Here is a 21,379-nt window from a genome sequence, read left to right as displayed (position 1 = left end):
GGGATCACCCCGGGGCAGTATCGGAACCGCTAACTGACCGACACGCAGCCATCCAAACAAGCGAATGCAACTTCCAGCACAACAGGTCGCGGTCCTCGAGGCCGCGAGTGCGGACGAGGCAACGTCCGTCGACGCCCTCGCCGCGGCGACCGATCTCCCCCCCGAAACCGTCACCGGGGCCGTCTTCGAACTCGAGGACGAAGGATTAGTCGCCGTCAGCGAACGCGTCGACGAAACGGTCGCGCTCACCGACGAGGGACGCGAGTACGCAGACGAGACACTCCCCGAGGTCCGGCTCTACGAGGCCGCCCTCGAGGCCGGTGCCGACGACGAGCCCGTCTCGATGGGGCAGGTTATCGGCGCGTCGGGGCTCGAGGGCGGTGCGGTCGATATCGCACTCTCGAACTACGCGCGCAAGGGCTACGGCGTCATCGATAGCGGCGAGATCACGGCCGACGCCGACGCCGATCCGGCGGCCGACACAGAGGCGAACGCGCTTGCGGAACTCGCCGACGTCGACGATGCGCCGGTCGACAGCGTCGATATCGACGCGGACACGTTGGATCACCTCGAGCGACGTGGCCTGCTCGAACGCCACGAGTCGACGGTCCGTGAGGTAACGCTGACCGAACTCGCCGTCACGGAGCTGATGGCAGGGATCGAGACCGCCGAGACGGTCGGTCAGGTCACCCCCGAACTCCTGACCAGCGGCGAGTGGGAGGACGTCGAGTTCGCCGAGTACAACGTCGAGGCAGACGCCGAGCGGTTCGACGGCGGCAAGGTCCACATCCTGCGCCAGACCGCCGAGCGCGTCAAGGACGTCCTCGTGGGGATGGGCTTCCAGGAGATGGAAGGCCCCCACGTCGACGCGGACTTCTGGATCAACGACTGTCTGTTCATGCCTCAAGACCACCCGGCGCGGACCCACTGGGACCGGTTCGCCTTGGAGCAGCCGACCCACATCGATGATCTTCCCGAAGACCTCGTCGACCGCGTCGAGCGCGCGCACAAGGAAGGCGTCGGCCCGGACGGCGAAGGCTACCACTCGCCGTGGGACGAGGACTTCGCGCGGGCGCTGGCCCTGCGCGGCCACACCACCTCGCTATCGACACGGTACCTCTCCGGCGAGGAGATCGGCGAGCTCGAACCACCACAGCGCTATTTCAGCGTCGAGAAAGTGTATCGCAACGACACGCTCGATCCGACCCACCTCCTCGAGTTCTTCCAGATCGAGGGCTGGGTGATGGCCGAAGACCTCTCGGTGCGCGATCTGATGGGCACCTTCGAAGAGTTCTACTCCCAGTTCGGCATCACGGACATCCAGTTCAAGCCCCACTACAACCCCTACACGGAGCCGAGTTTCGAGCTGTTCGGCACCCATCCGACGACCGGCGAACTCGTCGAGATCGGCAACTCGGGCATCTTCCGCGAGGAGATGTTAGAACCTCTCGGTGTGGAGTGTGACGTGATGGCCTGGGGACTCGCGCTCGAGCGACTGCTCATGCTGATGTACGGCTTCGAGGACATCCGGGACATCCACGGGACGCTGTGTGACCTGGAACTGCTGCGCGAGACGGAGGTGACCTACTGATGCCCACGGTCGATATCGACCCCGACGAACTGCGCGACCTGACCGGCCACGAGGAGAAAGACGACGAGGAGCTGAAGGAGGACCTGTTCGGCCTCGGCCTCGAGTTCGAGGGCCGCACCGAGGAGGGGGCGTTCGAACTCGAGTTCGCGCCCGACCGACTCGACCGGCTGTCGGTCGAGGGCGTCGCCCGCTCGATGCGCTACCAGTACGGCGACGCGCGAGGGATCCACGTTCCCTCGCCGAACTCGGCGGACTGGACAATTGAAGTGGACGAGTCGGTCCCCGACGAGCGCCCCTACGTCACGGGCGCGGTGATCCGCGACGTGGATCTCGACGAGGAGGCCCTCGAGTCGCTCATCCAACTGCAGGAGAAACTCCACGCGACGATGGGCCGCAAGCGTGCGAAAGGCGCGATCGGGATTCACGACCTGACGATGCTCAAGGGCAGCGCCGCGACGGAGGGCAACCCCACGATCGAGTACGTCGGCGTCGAACCCGACGGCGATCGGTTCGTGCCCCTCGATTCCGACGCGGAGATGACACCTGCGGAGGTACTCGAGACCCACCAGACGGGTCAGACCTACGCCGATCTCGTCAGCGAGTACGAGCGCTACCCCGCGATCTACGACGACATCGGGCTGTTCTCGTTCCCGCCGGTCATCAACGGCCGTCGGACCGAGGTCTCGACGGACTCGCGTGATCTGTTCGTCGAGATGACCGGCACCGACCAGTGGACGATCGACAAGATGCTCAACATCGTCTGCTACGCGCTCGCGGCACGCGGAGCCACGCTCGAGGAAGTCACCGTCGAATACCCCGACCACGAACTCGTCCGCCCCGATCTCTCGACCAAGACGAAGACGGTCGCCCACGACCGCATCGAGACGATCCTCGGGATCGGGTTCGACCCCGACGAGGTGATCGACCTCGCCGAACGGTCGGGACTCGAGGCAGAGAAAGAACAAAATGAGGACGGCGACCTCGTCTACGAGGTGACGATCCCGCCCTACCGCGTCGACGTGCTTCACCCGCTCGACATCATCGACGACCTCGGGCGCGCCTACGGCTTCAACGATCTCGAGCCACGGTACCCCGACGTGGGAACCGTCGGCGGTCGCCACGAACGCTCCCGCCTCGAGCGCGCGGTCCGCGAGGGCCTCGTCGGGCTGGGCTTCGAGGACCTCCTGAACTTCCACATGATCAGCGAGGGCGAAAACTACGACCGCCTCGATATCGAGCCGGGCGTGGACGTCTACGGCGCCGGCGAATCCGCGACGATCAAAGAGCCCTACAGCGAGGACTTCACCATGCTCCGGACGTGGGTCATGCCGTCGCTGTTGATGGTCTTAGAGCGCAACACCCACCGCGCGTACCCGCAGGACCTCGCCGAGATCGGCTTCGCGGCCGAGATCGACGAGGGTGAAAACACCGGCGTCACGGAGGGTCGTCGCGTCGGGGCCGTCCTCGCCAGCCACGACGCCGGCTACGAGGACGCCAAGGCCCGCCTGCAGGCGCTCGCGCGCGACTTCGATGTCGATCTCGAGACGCCGCCGACCGACCACCCGACGTTCATTTCCGGTCGCACCGCTGCTGTCGTCATCGACGGCGAAGAAGTCGGCGTGATCGGCGAGGTCCATCCGAAGGTGCTGGTCGAACACGATCTCGAGGTGCCGGTCTCTGCCTTCGAGTTCGATCTCGAGGCGCTGCGCTGAGGAGCCGGCGGTTTTCTCGAGTTCAGCGCTGTTGCTGCGGGAGCGGTTCAGTCTATTGTACCGCGAGCGAACGAAGTGAGCGAGGGGCTCTTTTTGATCCAGATTTTTGCGCCGAGAGGTTCGCTCGCGGAGCGAGCGAATCCCGAGGCGTAAAAAGGTGGGTTCTAGAATTCGTGTTCGACGTCGTCTTCGTCAGCTTTCTGGATGATGATTTTGCCGTCCCGGACTCGGACGAAGACCTCGTCGCCGATATCCATGCCCGCGACTGCGAGTTCATCCTCGTGGAGATTGAGGTGGACGTTGTGGTAGTTACCGTCTTCGTCTTTCGCACCGCTTGGACTCAGCTTCTTTTTCCGTACCATCGCGGGATTCTATTCCGAACTTCGCCGTAGGATATACTTAAGTGTTTTCGACGCCCAGGCGACCGACAGTCTATCGCGTGCTGAGACGGGAATGACGACACGATACCATCCCTGGCCGGCGATACTGCGAGAGGATGGCGTCGGCGCTATACTTAAAGATACCGACGCAGTCGGTCGGTTTTCGGGGATATCTTTATGTCGGGTCGTGTGCTCGTTTGACACGGAGGCGAAAATCATGGTACGCGAAGACGGTAAACGAAACTTTGCGCTGCGCGAATCGGGCGGTGACGAATCGAGCGTCTTTTCGGGCAACACGCCCCGTCAGGCCGCGCTCAAGGCGGCTCGACGGCTCGAGCCAGGCTCGAGCGAGGAGGAGGCCGAACGCGTCGAACTCAAGTTGCGGGAGAAGGGGACGGACAAGGTCCACATCTATGACGGCTGGGCGTGGGAGGAGACGGCGCCAAGCGACAAACCGGACTGGATGCCCGACGAAATCACGGAAGCGAACGTCTCGAAGAAGGGAATCGAACACTTAGACGAGTAGGCAGTTCGATCGGTCGTTTTCTCTCGCGTGATCGACCGACAGCGGTGCCATCGTGCGGTGCATGCAGTAGTTCGCACCACTTGCTACAGTCGACACGCGCCCGTCTCGGATGCCGACGGCTGGGAGGATATTGTAAAACCCGACGGTCTTTTGACCCATACCCGACTACGAGTCTGTAATGAACGCAGTGACGCTGGGACCCGAAGGAACCTATTCGCATCGGGCGACGAGTGCGATCGCCGACAATGGCGAAATCGACTTCCGACAGTCGGTGACGGCGATCGTCGACGCCGTCGCCGCCGGCGAGTACGACCGTGGCGTCATCCCGATCGAAAACAGCATCGAAGGCTCGGTGACCGAAAGCCTCGACGCGATCGCGGACTACGACGTCGCCGTCGTCCGCGAGATTGTCACCCCGATCCGCCACGCCTTGCTCGCACAGGGACCGGAGTTCGACACCATCGCCAGCCACTCCCAGGCGCTGGCCCAGTGTCGGTCCTACCTCGAGCGCGAGTACCCCAACGCTACCCTCGAGGCCGTCGCGAGCACGGCCCAGGGCGTCGAGTTTGCTCGCGATGACCCGTCGGTCGCGGGCATCGGCCACCCGGCGAACGCCGAGGACGGCGTCGACCTCGAGGTACTGGCCGAAGACATTCAGGATCAGGACTCGAACGCGACGCGGTTTTTCGCGCTCGCGCCCGCCGACGAGCGCTCGACAGGCGGCGGTAAGACCTCGCTGGTCGTCTATCCGAACGCGAACTACCCCGGGCTGTTGCTCGAGTTGCTCGAGCCCTTCGCGGACCGCGATATCAATCTGACCCGCGTCGAGTCGCGGCCGAGCGGGCAGCGGCTGGGCGATTACGTCTTCCACGTCGACTTCGAGGCCGGCCTCTATGAGTCGCGTACCCAGGAGGCGATCGCGGAGCTCGAGGACCTCGCCGAAAACGGCTGGGTCCGGCGGCTCGGCTCGTACGACACTGAGCACGTCGTCGAGTAAGGACGGGGGCGGTCTCGCGTGAAACGAGCAGCGCGGCGGCTCGAGCGTCGATGAAACGGTTACTCGGCGGTCGTATTGCTATCTGGGCGAATCCATTCTCGGATGCGGTCGCCATAGGTCATCACGCCCAGTCCTGCGAGGAACGACAGGAACGCTGGGACGAGGATCCACAGGAGATCTGGATGCTCCGAGCCGGTGTGGAGAACGGTGTCGATCATCGGCTGTTCTAGGCGAACTGCCGTGGATAATTCGACCGACATGGGCAGAATTGGCCGTTATCGAATCGGGGCAGCGCCGTTCTGTCCGTTCGCGGTCACCGACCACAAACTGTTTTTCACACCCCACGCTAGCACGGGTATGCCACTCGCCCCAGGCGACGACGCGCCGACCGTGACCGCACCGAATCAGGATGGCGAGACCGTTAGTCTCGCGCCCGCGGAGCCGACAGTCCTCTATTTCTACCCGAAAGACGACACGCCCGGCTGTACCGTCGAGGCAAACCAGTTCCAGCGCGAGCGTGAGACCTACGCGGACGCCGGCGTCGATGTCTACGGCGTCTCGACTGACGACGTCGACTCCCACCGATCCTTTTGCGAGTCGGAAGGCCTCGAGTTCGACCTACTCGCAGATCCTGACGCCGAACTCGCCGCGGCCTTCGATGTCGAAGTTCGGAACGGCAAACCCGCGCGGACGACGTTCCTGCTGGCCGACGGCGAAGTGAAGGCGGTCTACGAGGGCGTCGATCCTGATGGCCACGCACGCGAAGTCCTGCGTGACGCCCTCGAGGACGGCTTCGTGACCCTTCCCGAGTGAGCGTTCTGTCGTCGTTCTGCGGGCAGAATTTATCCCGGTTGGGGACCTACAGATGCGTATGCGACGCAATCCGTTCGACGAAGTAGAGGAACTGCTCGACCGCGTGAGCCAACAGGTCGAAGAGGGGATGGCTGCCGGCGGGCTGCAGGTTCCGGGAACGGTCCCGGTCGACGTCGCCGACCGCAACGAGGAGTACGTCGTCACGGCTGACCTTCCCGGCTACGAGACCGAGGACATCGAGTTGACGCTCTCGGACGGGACGCTGCGCCTCGAGGCCGATCGGATCGACGAGGGCGAGTTCGCCGAGGGGCATTACATTCGCCGCGAACGGACGGAGACCTCGGTGAATCGACGAATTCGGCTCCCCGAACCGGTCGACGAAGAAGCGGTGGCTGCCGGCTTCGAAAACGGTGTGCTGACGGTTCGGCTGCCGAAGGAGTCGGGTGACGAGGATTCGAAGCAGATCGACATCGAGTAATCCTCGAGTTGATACGGTCTGCTGTCACGATGTCCGGTGGAACCGCAGGGCGGTCGCGGTCCCACCGGCACCGGCACTGACTGACAGGAGTCCGTATGAAAGCCGGCCATCGTAAACTCGTTTTCGAGGGCGGTACGCGGTGCCGTACAGTGGCTTGACGGGCTAGTGTATGGAAAGGTATAGGGAGATGTCTCACAGAGACGTATATAAGCAAATGAGCGACGAGGGATACGACCACGCGACGGTCGAACGGCGCTGGCAGGAGGCGTGGGACGACGCGGACGTCTACCGGACGCCCGACGACGTCGACGATCCGACGTACGTTCTGGGGATGTACCCGTATCCGTCGGGCAAACTCCACATGGGCCACGTCCGCAACTACACGATTACGGACGCCTACGCCCGGTATCGCCGGATGCAAGGCGACGATGTGCTTCATCCGATGGGCTGGGACGCCTTCGGCCTCCCCGCGGAGAACGCGGCCAAGGAACGCGACACGAACCCGCGTGACTGGACGTTCGACTGCATCGAGACGATGACCGACCAGATGGAGTCGATGGGCTTTGGCTACGACTGGGAGCGCGAAATCACCACCTGCACGCCGGAGTACTACCAGTGGAACCAGTGGCTCTTCGCCCGCTTCCACGAAGAAGGACTGGTCGAACGCCGCGACGCCGAAGTCAACTGGTGTCCCGAGTGTGAGACCGTCCTGGCCGACGAACAGGTCGAGGGCGAGGCCGAACTCTGCTGGCGCTGTGATACGCCCGTCGAACAACGCGAACTCGAGCAGTGGTTCCTGAAGATCACCGAGTACGCCGACGAACTGCTCGAGGCCATCGACGACCTCGAAGGCTGGCCCAACTCGGTGCGTCAGATGCAGCGCAACTGGATCGGTCGCCAGTATGGGGCGGAACTGGACTTCAATATCGAGGGATACGGCCCCGTCGAGGCCTTCACCACCCGCGTCGACACGATCTACGGAGCGACGTTTTTTGCGCTCGCACCCGACCATCCGATCAGCGAGGAACTGGCCAAGGAGGACGACGACGTTCGACACTTCATCGAGCACGAAGCCGATCCCGAGGGCGACGAGCCAAACGGCGTCGAGACGGGATTGACGGCGACCAACCCTGTCACCGGCGACGAGATCCCCGTCTACGTCGCTGACTTCGTCCTCTCGGACGTGGGGACGGGCGCGCTGATGGCTGTTCCAGGCCACGACGAGCGCGACCACGCCTTCGCCGAGAAGATGGGGATCGAGATCAAGCCGGTCATCGCTCCCGAACCCGACGACTGGGACGGCGAGACGGTTCCCGACGCACCAGACGTCAGCGAGGACGCGTTCACCGATGACGGCGTGCTGATCAATTCCGGCGAGTACAGCGGGCTCGACAGCGAGACGGCCCGCGAGCGCCTGACCGAAGACATCGAGAGCGCCGAGGAGGCAACCCAGTACCAGCTGCGTGACTGGGGCATCTCCCGCCAGCGCTACTGGGGCACGCCGATCCCGGTCATCCACTGTGACGACTGTGGCCCGGTCATGGTCCCCGAGGAAGACCTGCCGGTCGAACTCCCCGAGTTCATCAACACCACCGGGAACCCCCTCGACGCCGCCGAAGAGTGGAAACAGACGACGTGTCCGGACTGTGGCAGTCCGGCGACCCGCGAGACCGACACGATGGACACCTTCGTCGACTCCTCGTGGTACTTCCTGCGATATGTCTCGCCCGGCTCCGAGGACGCCCCCTTCGACTTGGAGCGTGCCAACGACTGGATGCCCGTCGACCAGTACGTCGGCGGCATCGAACACGCCGTGATGCACCTGCTGTACTCGCGCTTTTTCACGAAGGTGCTGGCCGACCACGAAGGCCTCGAGCACCGCGAGCCCTTTACGAATCTGCTGGCACAGGGAATGGTGCAACTCGAGGGCGAGAAGATGTCGAAATCGAAGGGCAACGTCGTCTCGCCCCAGCGGATCGTCGAGGACTACGGTGCGGACACGGCGCGGCTGTTCATGATGCAGGCCGCCCAGCCCGAGCGTGACTTCGACTGGAGCGAGGAAGGTGTGCAGTCGACCTATGCGTTCCTCACCCGGCTACAGGGGATGGTCGAGGACTACGTCGCGGACCAGCCCGACGGCGACGACGACGCGATCGCCAGCTACGTCGACGCGGAGATCGACGCGACGATCGCCATCGCCAGCGACGAGTACGACGACCTGACGTTCAACAAGGCGCTGCGGGAAACGCAGGATCTGACGCGGACGCTGCGCCAGTACGCCGACTACACCGAGCCCCACGCCGAGACCTACGAGCGCGGGCTGTCGGCCGTCGTCCGACTGCTCGCGCCGGTCGCACCCCACCTCGCTGAAGCGCTCTACGACGACCTCGGCGGTGACGGATTCGTCGCCGAGGCCGACTGGCCGACCGCGAAGATAGACCGCGATCGCGTCGCCAAGCGTCGTCGGCTGGTCGAAAACACCCGCGAGGACATTCGCGACATCGTGGAGGTCGCGGGCATCGAAGATCCGCAGGCGATCGATGTCGTCATCGCCCCCGACTGGAAGTACGACGCCTTAGAGATCGCCATCGAGAGCGACGCGGACAATCTGATCGGCGAACTAATGGGCGAGTCACACATCCGCGAGCAGGGCGACGCCGCGGCCGACTACGGCCAGGACCTGCAGGCCGAACGCGAGGCACTGACGATGAGTCTCGCACCCGGCGCAGAGTACGACGCGCTTGAGGCAGCCGCGTGGCTGATCGAACGCGAGTTCGAGGCCCCGGTCGACGTCGTCCGCGCTGACGAGGCAGACGACAGCGTCCTCAGAAACGCCGAGCCCGGCCGGCCGGCGATCGAGATCGAGGACTGAGACGGTCTGCTGTCCCGGGTTCTCGGATCGCGGACAGCTCGCGGCCGCGCCGGCAGTGACGTACCGCAGTCCGATACCCGGCCACACCGACAGCGACGACACCCGAACCACCACCGGATCTGACAACAGACTATCTAGTTTATACGCCGGCCCGCTGTAGAGGCGTGACAGCACCGGTTGGTCCTGAGGATGACCGAACAACGCACGGCGCCGTTTCGATGGCCGTTCACAGGCGGGTCGTCACTGAACGCACCACACGTTACCGCGATGACCCTTCGCAATGGGTTGTTCGCCCACTGGCCGGTCGATCCGGACGACCTTCGACCGCACGTTCCCAGCCAGTTGGCACTCGAGACGCGGGACGGCCGCGCCTGGGTAAGCGTGCTCCCGTTCGTCGTCACGAACGCCGGTCTCCGGGGAACGCCCTCGATCGCGCGACTCGCTTTCGGCGAACTCAACGTCCGGACCTACGTCAAGTATCGTGGCACTCCTGGCCTGTTTTTCTTTAGCATCGACATCGGGCGGTCGCTGATCGCGACGACCGTCAGTCGAACGATCGGGTTGCCGGTCTACGGCGCAACCATGCGGGTCGGTGCGACCGACCAAAACCGCGTGGCCTTTCGGAGCCGGCGACGGAAGACCGGGAGCGATACACCTGCCCGCTTCGCCGCGACCTATCGCCCGACCGGAGCGGTCTCCCCTGCTCCGCCGGACACGCTCGAGTACTGGCTCACTGCCCGCCGACGGTTCTACGCGCCGACCGCACGCGGCATCGTGACCGGCGAGGTCGCACACGACCCGTGGCCGCTCCAGCCTGCCACGGTGACGGTCCACGAGAACACGATGTTCGAAGCCGATGGCCTGCCGTCGCCGACCAGCCCGCCGATCGTCCACTACGCCGATAACGTGTCGATGACCGGGTCGATTCCGCGGCTGCTGCGCGGTCGGTGATGGCTCTTTTTTATCCGTCGACGCCGACAATATCGAACTCGTAGCCCGAACCGTCCGCTGACGCCCGCTCGTAGACGACGTGTGCAGCCGCGACGTCCTGAATGGCGAGCCCGGTCGAGTCGAAGACCGTGACGCCGGTCTCGGCGGTACGACTCTCCGTTGTTCCGACGACGAGTTCACCGATCTCACCGTGGATATCCGCGTCGGTCAGGACACCCTCGCTGTAGGGGACGTTGATCTCACCCGAGTGGGTACACTGCTCGTGGTCGTCGATGACGATGGTTGCCGCCTCGAGCAACTCGTCGGCCAGTTCGTGTTTCCCCTCGGCGTCGGCGCCGATCGCGTTGATGTGGGTGTGTTCGCCGACATCCTCGAGACCCACGATCGGGTCCTCGACCGGCGTTACCGTCGAGAGCACGTCACAGTCCCCGGCCTCCGCAATCGAGCCCCCGCGAACGTCGAACCGCTCTTCGTACGTCTCGACGAAGTGCTCGACGCGGCCCTCGTCGGGATCCGAGACGACAACCTCCTCGATCGGTCGGATCTGGCTGATCGCCTCGAGTTGCATATAGGACTGGACGCCGGCTCCGACGAGTCCGAGGCTCGAGGCGTCCTCGACGGCGAGGTAGTCAGTGGCGACCGCCGCCGCTGCGCCGGTGCGTTTCATGGTGAGTGTCGTCCCGTCCATGATCGCCAACGGGAACGCGGTCTCGGGGTCGGAGTAGATCATCGTCCCCAGGACGGTCGGCAGGTCGTGGTCCTCGGGGTTGTCGGGGTGGACGTTGACCCATTTGAGTCCCGCAGCGTCCCACTCGCCGGTGTCGAGGTAGGCGGGCATGGACCGGAAGTCGCCGTTGTACTGCGGGAGGTCGATATAGGATTTCGCGGGCATCTGCGTATCGCCACGTTCGAAGGCCCCGAAGGCACCCTCGACGGCGTCGATGACGTCAGCGAGACGGGCGTACTCGTCGACGTCGTCACTGTCCAGAAGGAGCGTGTTCATACGCGTGACTATTGTGGGTGACTACTTATATTTCGTCAGTAGCTACCGACAGCACGCACCACGACGTATCGTCAGGCAGTCACGTGAAGCAACACGACGCCGGTTTGGTACGATGCGAGCCGGTCGCCGTCGGCCTCGTACTGAAACTCGAACGCCGTCTCGAGGTCGGCCGGCGCGTCCGACAACAACGATCGAATCCGCTGGCGGTCCTCCTCGGGGACGGCCATGCGGTTGAGCCAGGCGTCAACCTCGAGTTCTCGGCTCGTCTCGTGGACCGTCTCGACCGTCAGCCCCGTCGCGTCAAGCCAGTCGAGCCACTGCCCTCGGGAGTAGGTCTCGACGTGTCCCGAATCGCGGAGCCGTTCGATCCGGTTGACGTAGGCCGCCAGCTCGGGATCAGCCGGCACGCAGAGATCCTCGAACGCGAACATACCGCCCGGTTCGAGGACGCGTTCGACTTCGGCAAGGAACGCCTCGGGATCGGGAAAGTGGTGGGCAGCGAACCGACAGGTGACCGCGTCGAACTGGTCCGCGGAAAACGGAAGTCGTTCGGCGTCGACCGCCACGCCCTCGAGTCCACGGTACTCGTCCGTCGCCGTCCGGACCATTGCCGGCGAGAGGTCCGACGCGACGACTCTCGAAACGCCGGCATCAGCGAGCGATCCAGCGACGTGGCCCGCACCGGTTGCCACATCCAGCGCACACGTCGCGTCGCTGCACCAGTTGACGAGTTGCTCGAGGTCTGCGCCTTGCTTGAGGACGTTCCCTTCCAGATAGCCGTCCGTCGCGTCGCTGAAGGACGCCGCGACGTCGCGTTTTCTGCCGGTATTATTCGTCACTCCCACCACTTGTAGTGAAAAATACATGACTGTTTCGTGTGGGGTGTTGACGAACGGTCGGTTGCTCGAGGTCCTGTGGAATTGGACGAGAGAATTGAATGCAGAAATGACGACGAACCGGCAACGAAAGATGGGCCGACTCGAAATAGGAGGCGGTGTTACAAGCGGTAGTAGTCCCACCGTGGCCGATCAGCCTTGGATCCACTGTCGGCGAGCGAGCGGTTCGAAGAACCCGAGCGACGCCGTTCACCGAGCGAAGCCCGTGAGCGCGTCGCGTTCGGGCCGACGACCGATGTGAAGAGCGCGAAGCGCTCGAAACGGAGGGAGGAGCGCTTTTGATCCAGCTTTTACCGAGCGAACGAGTGAGCGGTGTGAGCGAGTGAGCGCAGCGTAAAAGCTGGTTTCACATCATGCCGCCCATGCCACCGCCCATACCGCCCATGCCGCCCATGCCACCGCCGCCCGGCGGCATCTCGTCGCCCTCGTCGTCGTCGTGGGAGACGGCGAGGTCGCCAGCGGCGATGACGTCGTCGATGCGAAGCAGCATGACGGCCGCTTCGGTGGCGGATTCGATGGCCTGGGTCTTCACGCGCAGCGGCTCGTAGACGCCCTCGGCGTCCATGTCGATGGTGTCGCCGGTGTAGGCGTCGAGGCCGGCACCGGTGTCGCCACCGTCGTGGGCGCTCCGGAGTTCGACCAGCGAGTCGATGGGGTCCAGCCCGGCGTTCTCGGCCAGCGTGCGTGGGATGACCTCGAGCGCGTCCGCGAAGGCTTCGACGGCGAGCTGCTCGCGGCCGCCGACGGAGTCGGCGTAGTCACGCAGGGCGAGCGAGAGGTCGATCTCGGGTGCGCCGCCGCCGGCGAGGACTTTGCCGTCCTCGATGGTCGTGCGCACCACACCGAGGGAGTCCTCGATGGCGCGGTCGATCTCGTCGATGACGTGTTCGGTGCCACCGCGGAGGATGAGGGTGACGGCCTGGGCGTCGTCGACGTCCTCGACGAAGATGCGCTGGTCGCCGGCGATCTCCTTCTGGGCGACGCTGCCGGCGACGCCGAGGTCCTCGGCGGTCAGGTCGTCGACGCTCGAGACGGGCGTCGCGCCGGTCGCGCGGGCGAGCTGGCTCTGGTCGCTGGATTTGACGCGACGAACCGCGATGATGTCCTCCTGTGCGAGGTAGTGCTGGGCCATGTCGTCGATGCCGCCGTCGACGAAGACGACGTCAGCACCGGCGTCGGCGACCTGCTCGGCCATCTCGCGCAGCTGGGCCTCTTCCTGTTCGAGGAACTGCTCGAGCTGGTCGGGGTCGGTGACGTTGACCTCGGCGTCGATCTCGGTCTCTTTGATCTCCAAATCGCCGTCGACGATCGCGACGTTGGCGTCCTCGGCGAAGTAGGGCATGTTCTCGGAGACGCGCTCCTTGTCGACGATGACGCCTTCGACGAGCTCGGAGTTCTCGATCGAGCCGCCGACGACTTTCTCGACTTTGATGTTGTCCGTGTCGACGCCGTCGTCGTCAGCGACCGCGCGAACGGCCTCAACGACGAGTTCCGAGAGCAAGTCTTTGGCGCTTTCGGCGCCCTTGCCGGTCATCGCCGTCGCGGCGATCTGTTCGAGGACCTCGGTGTCGTCTTCGTCGACGTCGATGGCGATCTCCTCGAGGGCGTTGATCGCTTCTTCGGCGGCTTCTCGATACCCCTGCGCGAGGGTGGTCGCGTGAATGTCCTGATCGAGGAGGTCCTCGGCCTGGCTGAGGAGTTCGCCAGCGATGACGACGGCGCTTGTCGTGCCGTCGCCGACTTCCTCTTCCTGGGTCTCGGCGACTTCGACGATCATGTCGGCTGCGGGGTGGTCGATCTCCATCTCCGAGAGCAGGGTGACACCGTCGTTCGTGACGATGACGTTCCCCGAGGAGTCGACGAGCATCTTGTCCATCCCCTTCGGGCCGAGCGTCGTCCGAACCGATTCGGCGACCGCTTTCCCGGCCTGTACGTTCATGGACTGTGCGTCCTCTCCGGAGGTCCGCTGGCTGTCCTCCGAGAGTACGATAAGGGGCTGGTTGCCCATCTGCTGTTGAGCCATAGTCACCCGAAGGATTGATTGTGATTCTATATAAGCTTTTTGCTACTTGTTAAATGGGAACCCGCGATCACCCCTTCGTCTGTCGTTTTCGAATTACTGGTTGTCGGGTATTTATACCGCTAATTCGCGAGAATGACCGGGCAACTGATGGCTCACAAGCGATTCGAGCGAGGTGTGCCTGCAGCGATGGCGCGGCCGACCAGTCAGTCAACCAGCGACAGTCGTGAGGCGGTCACGGAACGATCCAAAACGAAACGCAGGTGACTGATACTACTGGACAGCAGTCAATACGTCGTTCTGTCCGGCAGTATGAATCAGGACTGGCCACCGGGGTACCGGTGGTACTCCATTCCTTTGTGTTTCATCTCGTTATGCTTCTCCTCAAGGAAGGAGTAGACCGCGCCGTGGGGCGCCCCATCCAGCAGCATTTCGGCGGCGCTGCGAACGGCGTCGACCTCCTGTGGAGCACCGATGATCCCGAGCGTCGAGCCGTAGATGACGACGTCGGCACCGGTCAACTCTTCCATCAGTTCGCGGGTTCGGCCACCTTCGCCGATGAGCCGGCCCTTCTTGCGTTTCATGTCGTTTTTGTTGCGCGCGGCGGCGTCGATGTCGACGACGTCGAACAACATCATGTCGTCCTCGAGCAGCCGCAGGGCGTCTTCGGGTGCGAAGCCGCGGCCGATCGCACGAACGATATCGGGGCCTTTGAGGCCGAGCACGGGATCGCCGACGGTTTCGACAGCGACGGAGCCGTTTTCCGAGTCGATGTCGAGTCGTACTTCCGCTTCCGCCTCGATCTCGCGCATCGTCTCGCCTCCTTCGCCAATAAGAACGCCGATGCGGTCCTGCGGAATCTTCACGTGCTGCATACAGTCCGTTACTGGCTGGGTGAGGTTAAGACCTTGGTCCGCGAGCACTGAATGAGGGTGTTGCAGCCACGCACACGGCTATCTCGGACGGGGCCGGTGCGGTGCGACTCGGGTCCGCGATGACGAGGGACCAAAACGTTCGGGCGGTGTCCTCTCGGTTGCAACGCTCAGTTTCGAGACGGGTCCGGCTCCGGGCTCGTGACGAACTCGAGGAGGTCGTCTTCGGTCACGTCCAGTCCCTGCCGGGAGAAAAACGAGGCGACGTTCCGACAGTCACGCTCTAAGAAGTCACGACTGTTGGGGTGGTGGACGGTGACGGCCTGCCCGAGGTCGATGAGCACGAGTTGGCCCTCGGCCTCGTCGAAGACGACGTTGTACTCGCTCAAGTCGCCGTGGATCAACCCGGCCGAGTAGAGTCGGCGCATGTACTCGCGCATGACCTCGTAGGCGGTCTGGGGGTTCTCGATGTGGACCTCGCCGAGGCGTTTCGCGCGACCGTCCTCGGTGCCGATGTACTCCATGACTAAGACGTTGCGCTCGGTCGCGATCGGCTCGGGTACGCGGACCCCGGCCGCCTTCGCTCGCCGGAGGTTCGCCAGTTCCTTTTTCGTCCATGCGAGGACGACGTCTTTCTTCTGGCCGCCCAGTCCTTCGAAGCGGGGATCGCCCTCGAGATAGTCACGCATCTGCCGGAAGTTCGAGGCGTTGATCCGGTAGATCTTGACGGCGACTTCGCGGTCGTCGCCCAGCGCGTGATAGACGTTCGCCTCCTTGCCCGTCGAGAGCGGCCCGCCGAAGGCCTCGACGTAGCCGTCCTGGACCAGTTTGTACAGCGCCGCGAACGTCGCATCGTCGAACACAGATTGCTCGACTTTGAACTGGTCGGCGTCTTTGATTCGCTCCTCGAACTGTTCGAACTCCCGGTCGCGCTTGCGGGCGATCCGATCCGCTTCGGTATCCGAGACGTCGATCTCCTCCCACTCATCGCCCGGGGTGTCGACCTCCTCGAGATCGACCAGTCCGAATTCCGTTCCCTGTCCCATCTATTCGGCTCTACGGGTCGAGCGTGGGTAAATACTGGGACTCGTTCGAAGACCCCGCTGGCGTCGACGACAGTCATCCGGAATACTGCCAGTCAGTGCCGGCGCACTCGCCATCCGTCCTGCGGTCGCGCCGGTCACTCGTGACAGCTGTCTCAGGTGGCCCCTCCAGGCATACTTTTTGCGACGTCAGTGGTAGCATCGATTGTGAGTAACTCGACCGAACGCCGCCCTGCGGGAATCGAGCGATGACGAGCTACGACGTAACCCTCGAGCGGCTCGACGGCCCGAACCGAACGATCGAGGTTGGCGACGACGAGACGGTCCTCGAGGCGACCCAGCGGGCGGGCGTCCGGCTGCCGTACGACTGCCGGAAGGGGACCTGCATCACCTGCGTCGGCCGGCTGCTCGCGATCGAGGACGGAGCGTCCGAATCCGACGCGGGCGGAGCGGAGCAGCCGCGCGACACCGACGCGTTCACCTATCGGCGTCCCCCGGCGGCGCTGACCGACCGCGAGCGGGTGGACGGCTACGTCCTGCTGTGTATCGCGTCCCCGCGAACCGACTGCCGCATCGAGGTCGGCCCGAGGGTACGTGCCGAAGTCGGCGACAGCCCCTGGTCGTAGCCTCCCGCTCGCTGCCGTCACGGGTCCCGGCTAGACTTATTTCCCTGCTCGTGGTGCCCCATCTCATGAGTGATGCTAGCACTCCCAGCGACGCCGAACCGGGCCACGACCACGAGGGACCCGGCTACGCGACGCCACAGGCCGCCATCGAGGAGGGCGGTCGGGAAAAGTTAGCCTACGTGATGAGCCTCTACGTCGGCACTGACGTCGACGCGTCGGACTTCGTCGCGGTCGTCGACCTCGATCCCGAGTCGGACACGTACTGTGAAATCGTCGACCGCATCGAGATGCCAAATCGCGGCGACGAACTCCACCACTTCGGATGGAACGCCTGCTCGTCGTCGTGTCACGTCGAGGGACTCGAGCGCCAACACCTGATCGTCCCCGGCCAGCGCTCCTCGCGGCTCCACGTGATCGACGCGGCGGACCGGCGCAATCCCGAACTGGTCGAGGTGATCGAACCCGAGGAAGTCTTCGAGTACGACCTCTCGGCTCCGCATACGGTCCACTGTATCCCGGACGGACAGATCCTGATCAGTATGCTCGGCGACGCTGACGGCGACCTCCCCGGTGGCTTCCTCGAATTGAACGAGGACTTCGAGATCGAGGGCCGGTGGGAGCCGCCGGGCGAAATCGAGATGAACTACGACTACTGGTACCAGCCACGCCAGAACGTGATGGTCTCGACTGAGTGGGCCGCGCCGAAGACCTACTATCCGGGCTTCGACTTAGAGGACGTCGAGGAGGGTAAGTACGGCCAGAAAATCCACTTCTGGGACTGGGAGGATGGCACTGTCGAACAGACGATCGACCTCGGCGAGGAAGGCCAGATTCCACTCGAGGTGCGATTCCTCCACACGCCAGAATCGACCCACGGGTTCGTCGGGGCCGCGCTCTCGTCGAACATCTTCCACTTCTGGCGCGACGAGGAGGCTGGCGAGTACCGTGCCGAGAAAGCGATCGACTTCGAGGCCCGCGAGCATCCCGACTGGGATATGCCCGTTCCCGGCCTGACGACGGACATCCTGATTTCGATGGACGATCGCTACCTGTTCGGCTCGAACTGGCTCCACGGCGAGGTCTGGATGTACGACATCTCGGACCCGTCGAACCCACGACGGGCCGACTCGCTGTCGGTCGGCGGCACCTTCGGCGACGTCCGGGAAGTCCAGGGGCGGGAAATCGTCGCTGGCCCGCAGATGCTGCAACTCTCGCTGGACGGCGAGCGACTCTACTGGACCACGTCGCTGTTCTCCTCGTGGGACGACCAGTTCTACCCCGAGGAGGCCGAACGCGGCTCGGTAATGTTGAAAGCCGATGTCGATCCCCGAAAGGGCACCCTCGAGCTCGACGAGGACTTCCTCGTCGACTGGGGCGACTGCCCGGCGGGCCCGGCCCGCGCCCACGAGATCCGCTGGCCCGACGGCGACTGCACGAGCGACGTCTGGCAGTGACCGGACCGATGGACTGTCACAAGATTCGGCTCGAGTGGCCCACTGGCCGGAAGAAGACGGTGACGGTCCGCGAAGACGAGACGGTTCTCGAGGCGGCCGGACGCGACGGGATCGGATTGCCCTATGGCTGTCGAACCGGTGCCTGTGGGACCTGTGTCGGTCGGCTGCTCGAGGCCACCGGACGCGAGTCGGACGACCGCACTCTCGACGTCGACGACGCGTTCGCGTATCGCCGGTGCCAGCGAGCACTGAAGGACCGACACCGGGCGGACGGCTACGTGTTGCTATGTGTCGCCGAGCCGCGGGCCGACTGCCGACTCGCCGTCGGCCCGAGCGTCCACACCGAACTGGTCGAGAACCCATGGAAGTGACGCGGCGAGCGGTCTCGAGACGATCGCTGGCGGCTCGGCTACGCCCGGTCAGTTAGCATTAACCGGGGCGAGACGCTATCCTCAAGCGATGCCAGTCGCCGACGAGAACGTCGACGAGGACAATCCCTATCTCCGGGAGCCGCCGACCGATTTCGAGCCGGTCGAGGACCTCTCAGCGACGGAGGCCGAACGCCAGGTCGAGCAACTTCGCGAGGCCATCCGCGTCCACGACCGCCGGTATTACGTCGAGAGCGAGCCGCTGATCGCCGATCGAACCTACGACACGCTTTTTGCTCGCCTGCAAGACCTCGAGGAGGCGTTCGACCTCGCCCATCCCGACAGCCCGACCCGCAGCGTCGGCGGCGAGCCGCTCGAGGCGTTCGAGACGGTCGAACACGTCGCCCCGATGCTGTCGATCGACGCGAGTGGTGAGGCCGAGGACGTTCGAGCGTTCGACGAGCGTGTGCAACGCGAGGTCGGGACCGTCGAGTACGTCTGCGAACCCAAGTTCGACGGCGTCTCGATGGAGTTCGTCTACGAGGACGGCCGGCTCGAGCGTGCCGTGACCCGCGGGGACGGGCGAGAAGGTGACGACGTGACGGCCAACGCGCGTACCATCGGCTCGGTCCCACAGCGACTCCACGGTGACTATCCCGACTTCCTCGCGGTGCGGGGCGAGGTCTACATGCCAAAAGACGCGTTCCAGGCACACAATCGCGAGCGCATCGAACGCGGTGAGGACCCCTTCGCGAATCCTCGCAACGCCACCGCGGGCACGATCCGCCAGCTCGACCCCTCGGTCGTCGCCGAGCGCCCGCTGTCGGTCTTCTTCTTCGACGTTCTCGAGGCCAGCGACCTCGCGGACAGCCACCAGACCGAACTCGAGACGTTCCCCGAGTACGGCTTACGGGTAAACGACCGCGTCGAGATCGTCGGCGAAAGCGCGGAACGAAGTTCCGCGGACGGTCACGCGGCGAAGCCGCGAGACGACGGCGATGAGCCGCGAGACCCGATCGAGGGCGCGATCGACTACCGTGATCGGATGCTCGCGGCCCGCGACGATCTGGACTACGAGATCGACGGCGTCGTGATCAAGGTCGACGACCGCGAGGCTCGTGAGGAACTCGGCCGGACGGCCCGTCACGATCGGTGGGCGTACGCTTACAAGTTCCCAGCCCGCACAGAGGTGACCACGATCGCAGACGTTGCCGTTCAGGTCGGTCGAACCGGCCGACTGACGCCCGTGGCTCTGCTCGAGCCGGTCGACGTCGGTGGCGTCACCGTCTCGCGGGCGAGCTTGCACAACCCCGCGGAGATCGTAGAGAAGAACGTCAACGTCGGCGACACGGTCCGCGTCCAGCGCGCCGGCGACGTGATCCCCTACGTCGAGGAGGTCGTTGAGAAAGGCAGTGAAGGCCACTACGAACTGCCAGACACTTGCCCGGTCTGTGACAGCCCCGTCGAGCGTGACGGCCCCATTGCCTTTTGTACCGGCGGCTTAGGCTGTGATGCCCAGCTCCGCCGGTCGATCGAGTACTACGCCGGCGACGACGGGCTCGACCTCGAGGGCCTCGGCGAAAAGAGCGTCCGCCAACTCGTCGACGCCGGACTGCTCGACTCCGTCGCGGACCTCTATGCCCTCGAGCGCGACGACCTGACCGACCTCGAGGGATGGGGTGAGACGAGCGCCGAGAACTTGGGCTCAGAAATCGAGGCCAGTCGCGAGCCGCCACTCGCCGATTTCATCTCGGCGCTTGGCATTCCCCACGTTGGCCCGACGACGGCCCGCGAACTGGCCCGCGAGTTCGGTACCTTTGAGGCGTTCCGCGAGGCCGCCGAAGACGATCCGGATCGACTCGAGAGCGTCGACGAGATCGGCGACACCGTCGCCGAGACGATCCACGACTTCTTCACGAGCGAGGCCAACGCGGCCGTGGTCGACGACGTTCTCGAACACGTTTCGCCACAGGAAGCCGAAACAGACGTCGGCGGCGACGAACTCGAGGGGCTCACGTTCGTCTTCACGGGCTCGCTCGAGGGGGTGACCCGCAGCGAAGCGCAGGAAACGGTCGAAGCGCACAGCGCGAACGCGACGAGCAGCGTCTCGGGCAACACGGACTACCTCGTCGCCGGCGACGATCCCGGCGCGACGAAGCAAGCGGATGCACAGGACAACGACGTGCCGATCGTCGACGAGGACGAGTTTCGGGCGCTGCTCGCGGATCGGGGGATCGATCTCGAGTAGTCACTCGAGAGCCCGGCCCGTGTGCCCGACGAAAGCAGAGCGGTCGACTACCGGATTCGAACGAGTCGCTCGTTCCAACACTCTCGACAGGTCGTCTTATTGGTTTCGTACGTACAGCCGCAGTTCGTACACCGGTAGACCCGCTCCGTCGCGTGCATCCGCAACAGCTGTCTCAGGTACTTCTCTAGGGAACGCATGTGTGCTCGTAGCGGACTCGCTACGAGTTCGAACAGCCAGTGAGCGTGTATAAGCTTCGTGGGTAATCTAGAGAAATAAATACTAACTGGGTTCGAACGATCAGGATCCAGTGCAGGGGTCCGAAACCGCGAGGCCTCAGCCGCGGCGGGTGAAAACGACGAAGACCGCGATCACGGCAGCGGCGACGCCGAGAATCGTCGGCACGAGCTGTCCCGAGCCCCACTCCCAGCCAAAATACTGCGTGCCGACGATAGCGATGAGCGCGACGGCAATGCCGATCGCCGTGATGACCGGGGACGCGGTCCGACCGATCGAGAGTGCCATGGTTGAA

The 21,379-nt window shown here is 64.3% G+C and carries 21 protein-coding genes; 13 read left to right on the top strand and 8 right to left on the bottom strand.

The features are described 5' to 3' along the window. Positions 1–64: 64 nt before the first annotated feature. Complete coding sequence (locus E2L06_RS19095) at positions 65–1,591, top strand: phenylalanine--tRNA ligase subunit alpha (RefSeq protein WP_138783143.1); 1,527 nt, start codon at positions 65–67, stop codon at positions 1,589–1,591. Next, positions 1,591–3,303: a phenylalanine--tRNA ligase subunit beta gene (gene pheT / locus E2L06_RS19090; protein WP_138783142.1), complete on the top strand. Its 1,713-nt coding sequence runs from the start codon at positions 1,591–1,593 to the stop codon at positions 3,301–3,303. The genes E2L06_RS19095 and pheT overlap by 1 nt, the downstream gene beginning before the upstream one ends. Positions 3,304–3,467: 164 nt before the next feature. Here pheT and E2L06_RS19085 read toward each other — a convergent pair whose 3' ends face one another. Continuing rightward, the gene (locus E2L06_RS19085; protein ID WP_004215684.1) at positions 3,468–3,665 is read right to left on the bottom strand and encodes a hypothetical protein; all 198 of its coding nucleotides are present in this window, start codon (positions 3,663–3,665) and stop codon (positions 3,468–3,470) included. A gap of 235 nt (positions 3,666–3,900) precedes the next feature. Here E2L06_RS19085 and E2L06_RS19080 point away from each other — a divergent pair, with 235 nt between their 5' ends. Together E2L06_RS19080 and pheA are read left to right on the top strand one after the other, a co-directional pair. Next, on the top strand, positions 3,901–4,209 hold the full coding sequence (locus E2L06_RS19080; protein ID WP_138783141.1) for a non-histone chromosomal MC1 family protein: 309 nt from the start codon (positions 3,901–3,903) through the stop codon (positions 4,207–4,209). Positions 4,210–4,387: 178 nt separating this feature from the next. Beyond that, positions 4,388–5,206, top strand: coding sequence for a prephenate dehydratase (pheA, locus tag E2L06_RS19075; protein WP_138783140.1), 819 nt, complete (start codon positions 4,388–4,390; stop codon positions 5,204–5,206). A gap of 59 nt (positions 5,207–5,265) precedes the next feature. Here pheA and E2L06_RS22115 read toward each other — a convergent pair whose 3' ends face one another. Continuing rightward, entirely contained in the window at positions 5,266–5,424 is a 159-nt protein-coding gene (locus E2L06_RS22115; protein ID WP_171052438.1) for a hypothetical protein, read from the bottom strand. A 139-nt stretch (positions 5,425–5,563) separates the two neighbouring features. On the opposite strand from E2L06_RS22115, the gene E2L06_RS19070 reads away from it, so the two are divergent. The 4 genes from E2L06_RS19070 (at position 5,564) to E2L06_RS19055 (ending at position 10,320) form a co-directional block, all read left to right on the top strand. Next, positions 5,564–6,019, top strand: a complete 456-nt coding sequence (locus E2L06_RS19070; RefSeq protein WP_138783139.1) for a peroxiredoxin — start codon at positions 5,564–5,566, stop codon at positions 6,017–6,019. Between the two features lie 58 nt (positions 6,020–6,077). Beyond that, entirely contained in the window at positions 6,078–6,497 is a 420-nt protein-coding gene (locus tag E2L06_RS19065) for an Hsp20/alpha crystallin family protein (RefSeq protein WP_138783138.1), read from the top strand. 214 nt (positions 6,498–6,711) lie between these two features. Further along, on the top strand, positions 6,712–9,369 hold the full coding sequence (gene leuS, locus E2L06_RS19060) for a leucine--tRNA ligase (RefSeq protein WP_138783137.1): 2,658 nt from the start codon (positions 6,712–6,714) through the stop codon (positions 9,367–9,369). 189 nt (positions 9,370–9,558) lie between these two features. Next, the gene (locus E2L06_RS19055; RefSeq protein ID WP_138783136.1) at positions 9,559–10,320 is read left to right on the top strand and encodes a YqjF family protein; all 762 of its coding nucleotides are present in this window, start codon (positions 9,559–9,561) and stop codon (positions 10,318–10,320) included. A 10-nt stretch (positions 10,321–10,330) separates the two neighbouring features. Here E2L06_RS19055 and E2L06_RS19050 read toward each other — a convergent pair whose 3' ends face one another. Together E2L06_RS19050 and E2L06_RS19045 are read right to left on the bottom strand one after the other, a co-directional pair. Next, positions 10,331–11,323 (bottom strand): ornithine cyclodeaminase family protein, encoded by a 993-nt coding sequence (locus E2L06_RS19050; RefSeq protein WP_138783135.1) that lies wholly within the window; start codon positions 11,321–11,323, stop codon positions 10,331–10,333. A gap of 71 nt (positions 11,324–11,394) precedes the next feature. Continuing rightward, positions 11,395–12,162, bottom strand: coding sequence for a class I SAM-dependent methyltransferase (locus E2L06_RS19045; protein WP_138783134.1), 768 nt, complete (start codon positions 12,160–12,162; stop codon positions 11,395–11,397). Positions 12,163–12,357: 195 nt separating this feature from the next. Between E2L06_RS19045 and E2L06_RS22110 the strand changes: the two genes are divergently transcribed. Continuing rightward, a complete protein-coding gene (locus E2L06_RS22110; protein ID WP_171052437.1) occupies positions 12,358–12,501 on the top strand; it encodes a hypothetical protein in 144 nt (47 codons plus the stop codon). 64 nt (positions 12,502–12,565) lie between these two features. Here E2L06_RS22110 and thsA read toward each other — a convergent pair whose 3' ends face one another. From thsA to rio1, 3 genes are all read right to left on the bottom strand, one after another. After that, a complete protein-coding gene (thsA, locus tag E2L06_RS19040; protein ID WP_138783236.1) occupies positions 12,566–14,227 on the bottom strand; it encodes a thermosome subunit alpha in 1,662 nt (553 codons plus the stop codon). 329 nt (positions 14,228–14,556) lie between these two features. Then, entirely contained in the window at positions 14,557–15,114 is a 558-nt protein-coding gene (locus E2L06_RS19035; protein WP_138783133.1) for a pre-rRNA-processing protein PNO1, read from the bottom strand. A 167-nt stretch (positions 15,115–15,281) separates the two neighbouring features. After that, a complete protein-coding gene (rio1, locus tag E2L06_RS19030) occupies positions 15,282–16,157 on the bottom strand; it encodes a serine/threonine-protein kinase Rio1 (RefSeq protein ID WP_138783132.1) in 876 nt (291 codons plus the stop codon). Positions 16,158–16,402: 245 nt separating this feature from the next. Here rio1 and E2L06_RS19025 point away from each other — a divergent pair, with 245 nt between their 5' ends. From E2L06_RS19025 to ligA, 4 genes are all read left to right on the top strand, one after another. Continuing rightward, on the top strand, positions 16,403–16,780 hold the full coding sequence (locus E2L06_RS19025; RefSeq protein WP_138783131.1) for a 2Fe-2S iron-sulfur cluster-binding protein: 378 nt from the start codon (positions 16,403–16,405) through the stop codon (positions 16,778–16,780). Between the two features lie 65 nt (positions 16,781–16,845). Continuing rightward, positions 16,846–18,234: a selenium-binding protein SBP56-related protein gene (locus E2L06_RS19020; protein ID WP_138783130.1), complete on the top strand. Its 1,389-nt coding sequence runs from the start codon at positions 16,846–16,848 to the stop codon at positions 18,232–18,234. 8 nt (positions 18,235–18,242) lie between these two features. Continuing rightward, positions 18,243–18,605 (top strand): 2Fe-2S iron-sulfur cluster-binding protein, encoded by a 363-nt coding sequence (locus E2L06_RS19015; protein ID WP_138783235.1) that lies wholly within the window; start codon positions 18,243–18,245, stop codon positions 18,603–18,605. 88 nt (positions 18,606–18,693) lie between these two features. Next, positions 18,694–20,850 (top strand): NAD-dependent DNA ligase LigA, encoded by a 2,157-nt coding sequence (gene ligA, locus E2L06_RS19010; RefSeq protein ID WP_138783129.1) that lies wholly within the window; start codon positions 18,694–18,696, stop codon positions 20,848–20,850. 333 nt (positions 20,851–21,183) lie between these two features. Here the strand turns inward: ligA and E2L06_RS19005 are convergent, their stop codons facing one another. Next, complete coding sequence (locus E2L06_RS19005) at positions 21,184–21,372, bottom strand: multidrug transporter (protein ID WP_138783128.1); 189 nt, start codon at positions 21,370–21,372, stop codon at positions 21,184–21,186. Positions 21,373–21,379 lie beyond the last annotated feature (7 nt).

The sequence above is a fragment of the Haloterrigena sp. H1 genome (assembly GCF_005938085.1).
GTDB lineage: Archaea > Halobacteriota > Halobacteria > Halobacteriales > Natrialbaceae > Natrinema.
The sequence above is the reverse complement of the archived record's forward strand: the minus strand, read 5'-3'. Positions and strand labels throughout refer to the sequence as shown.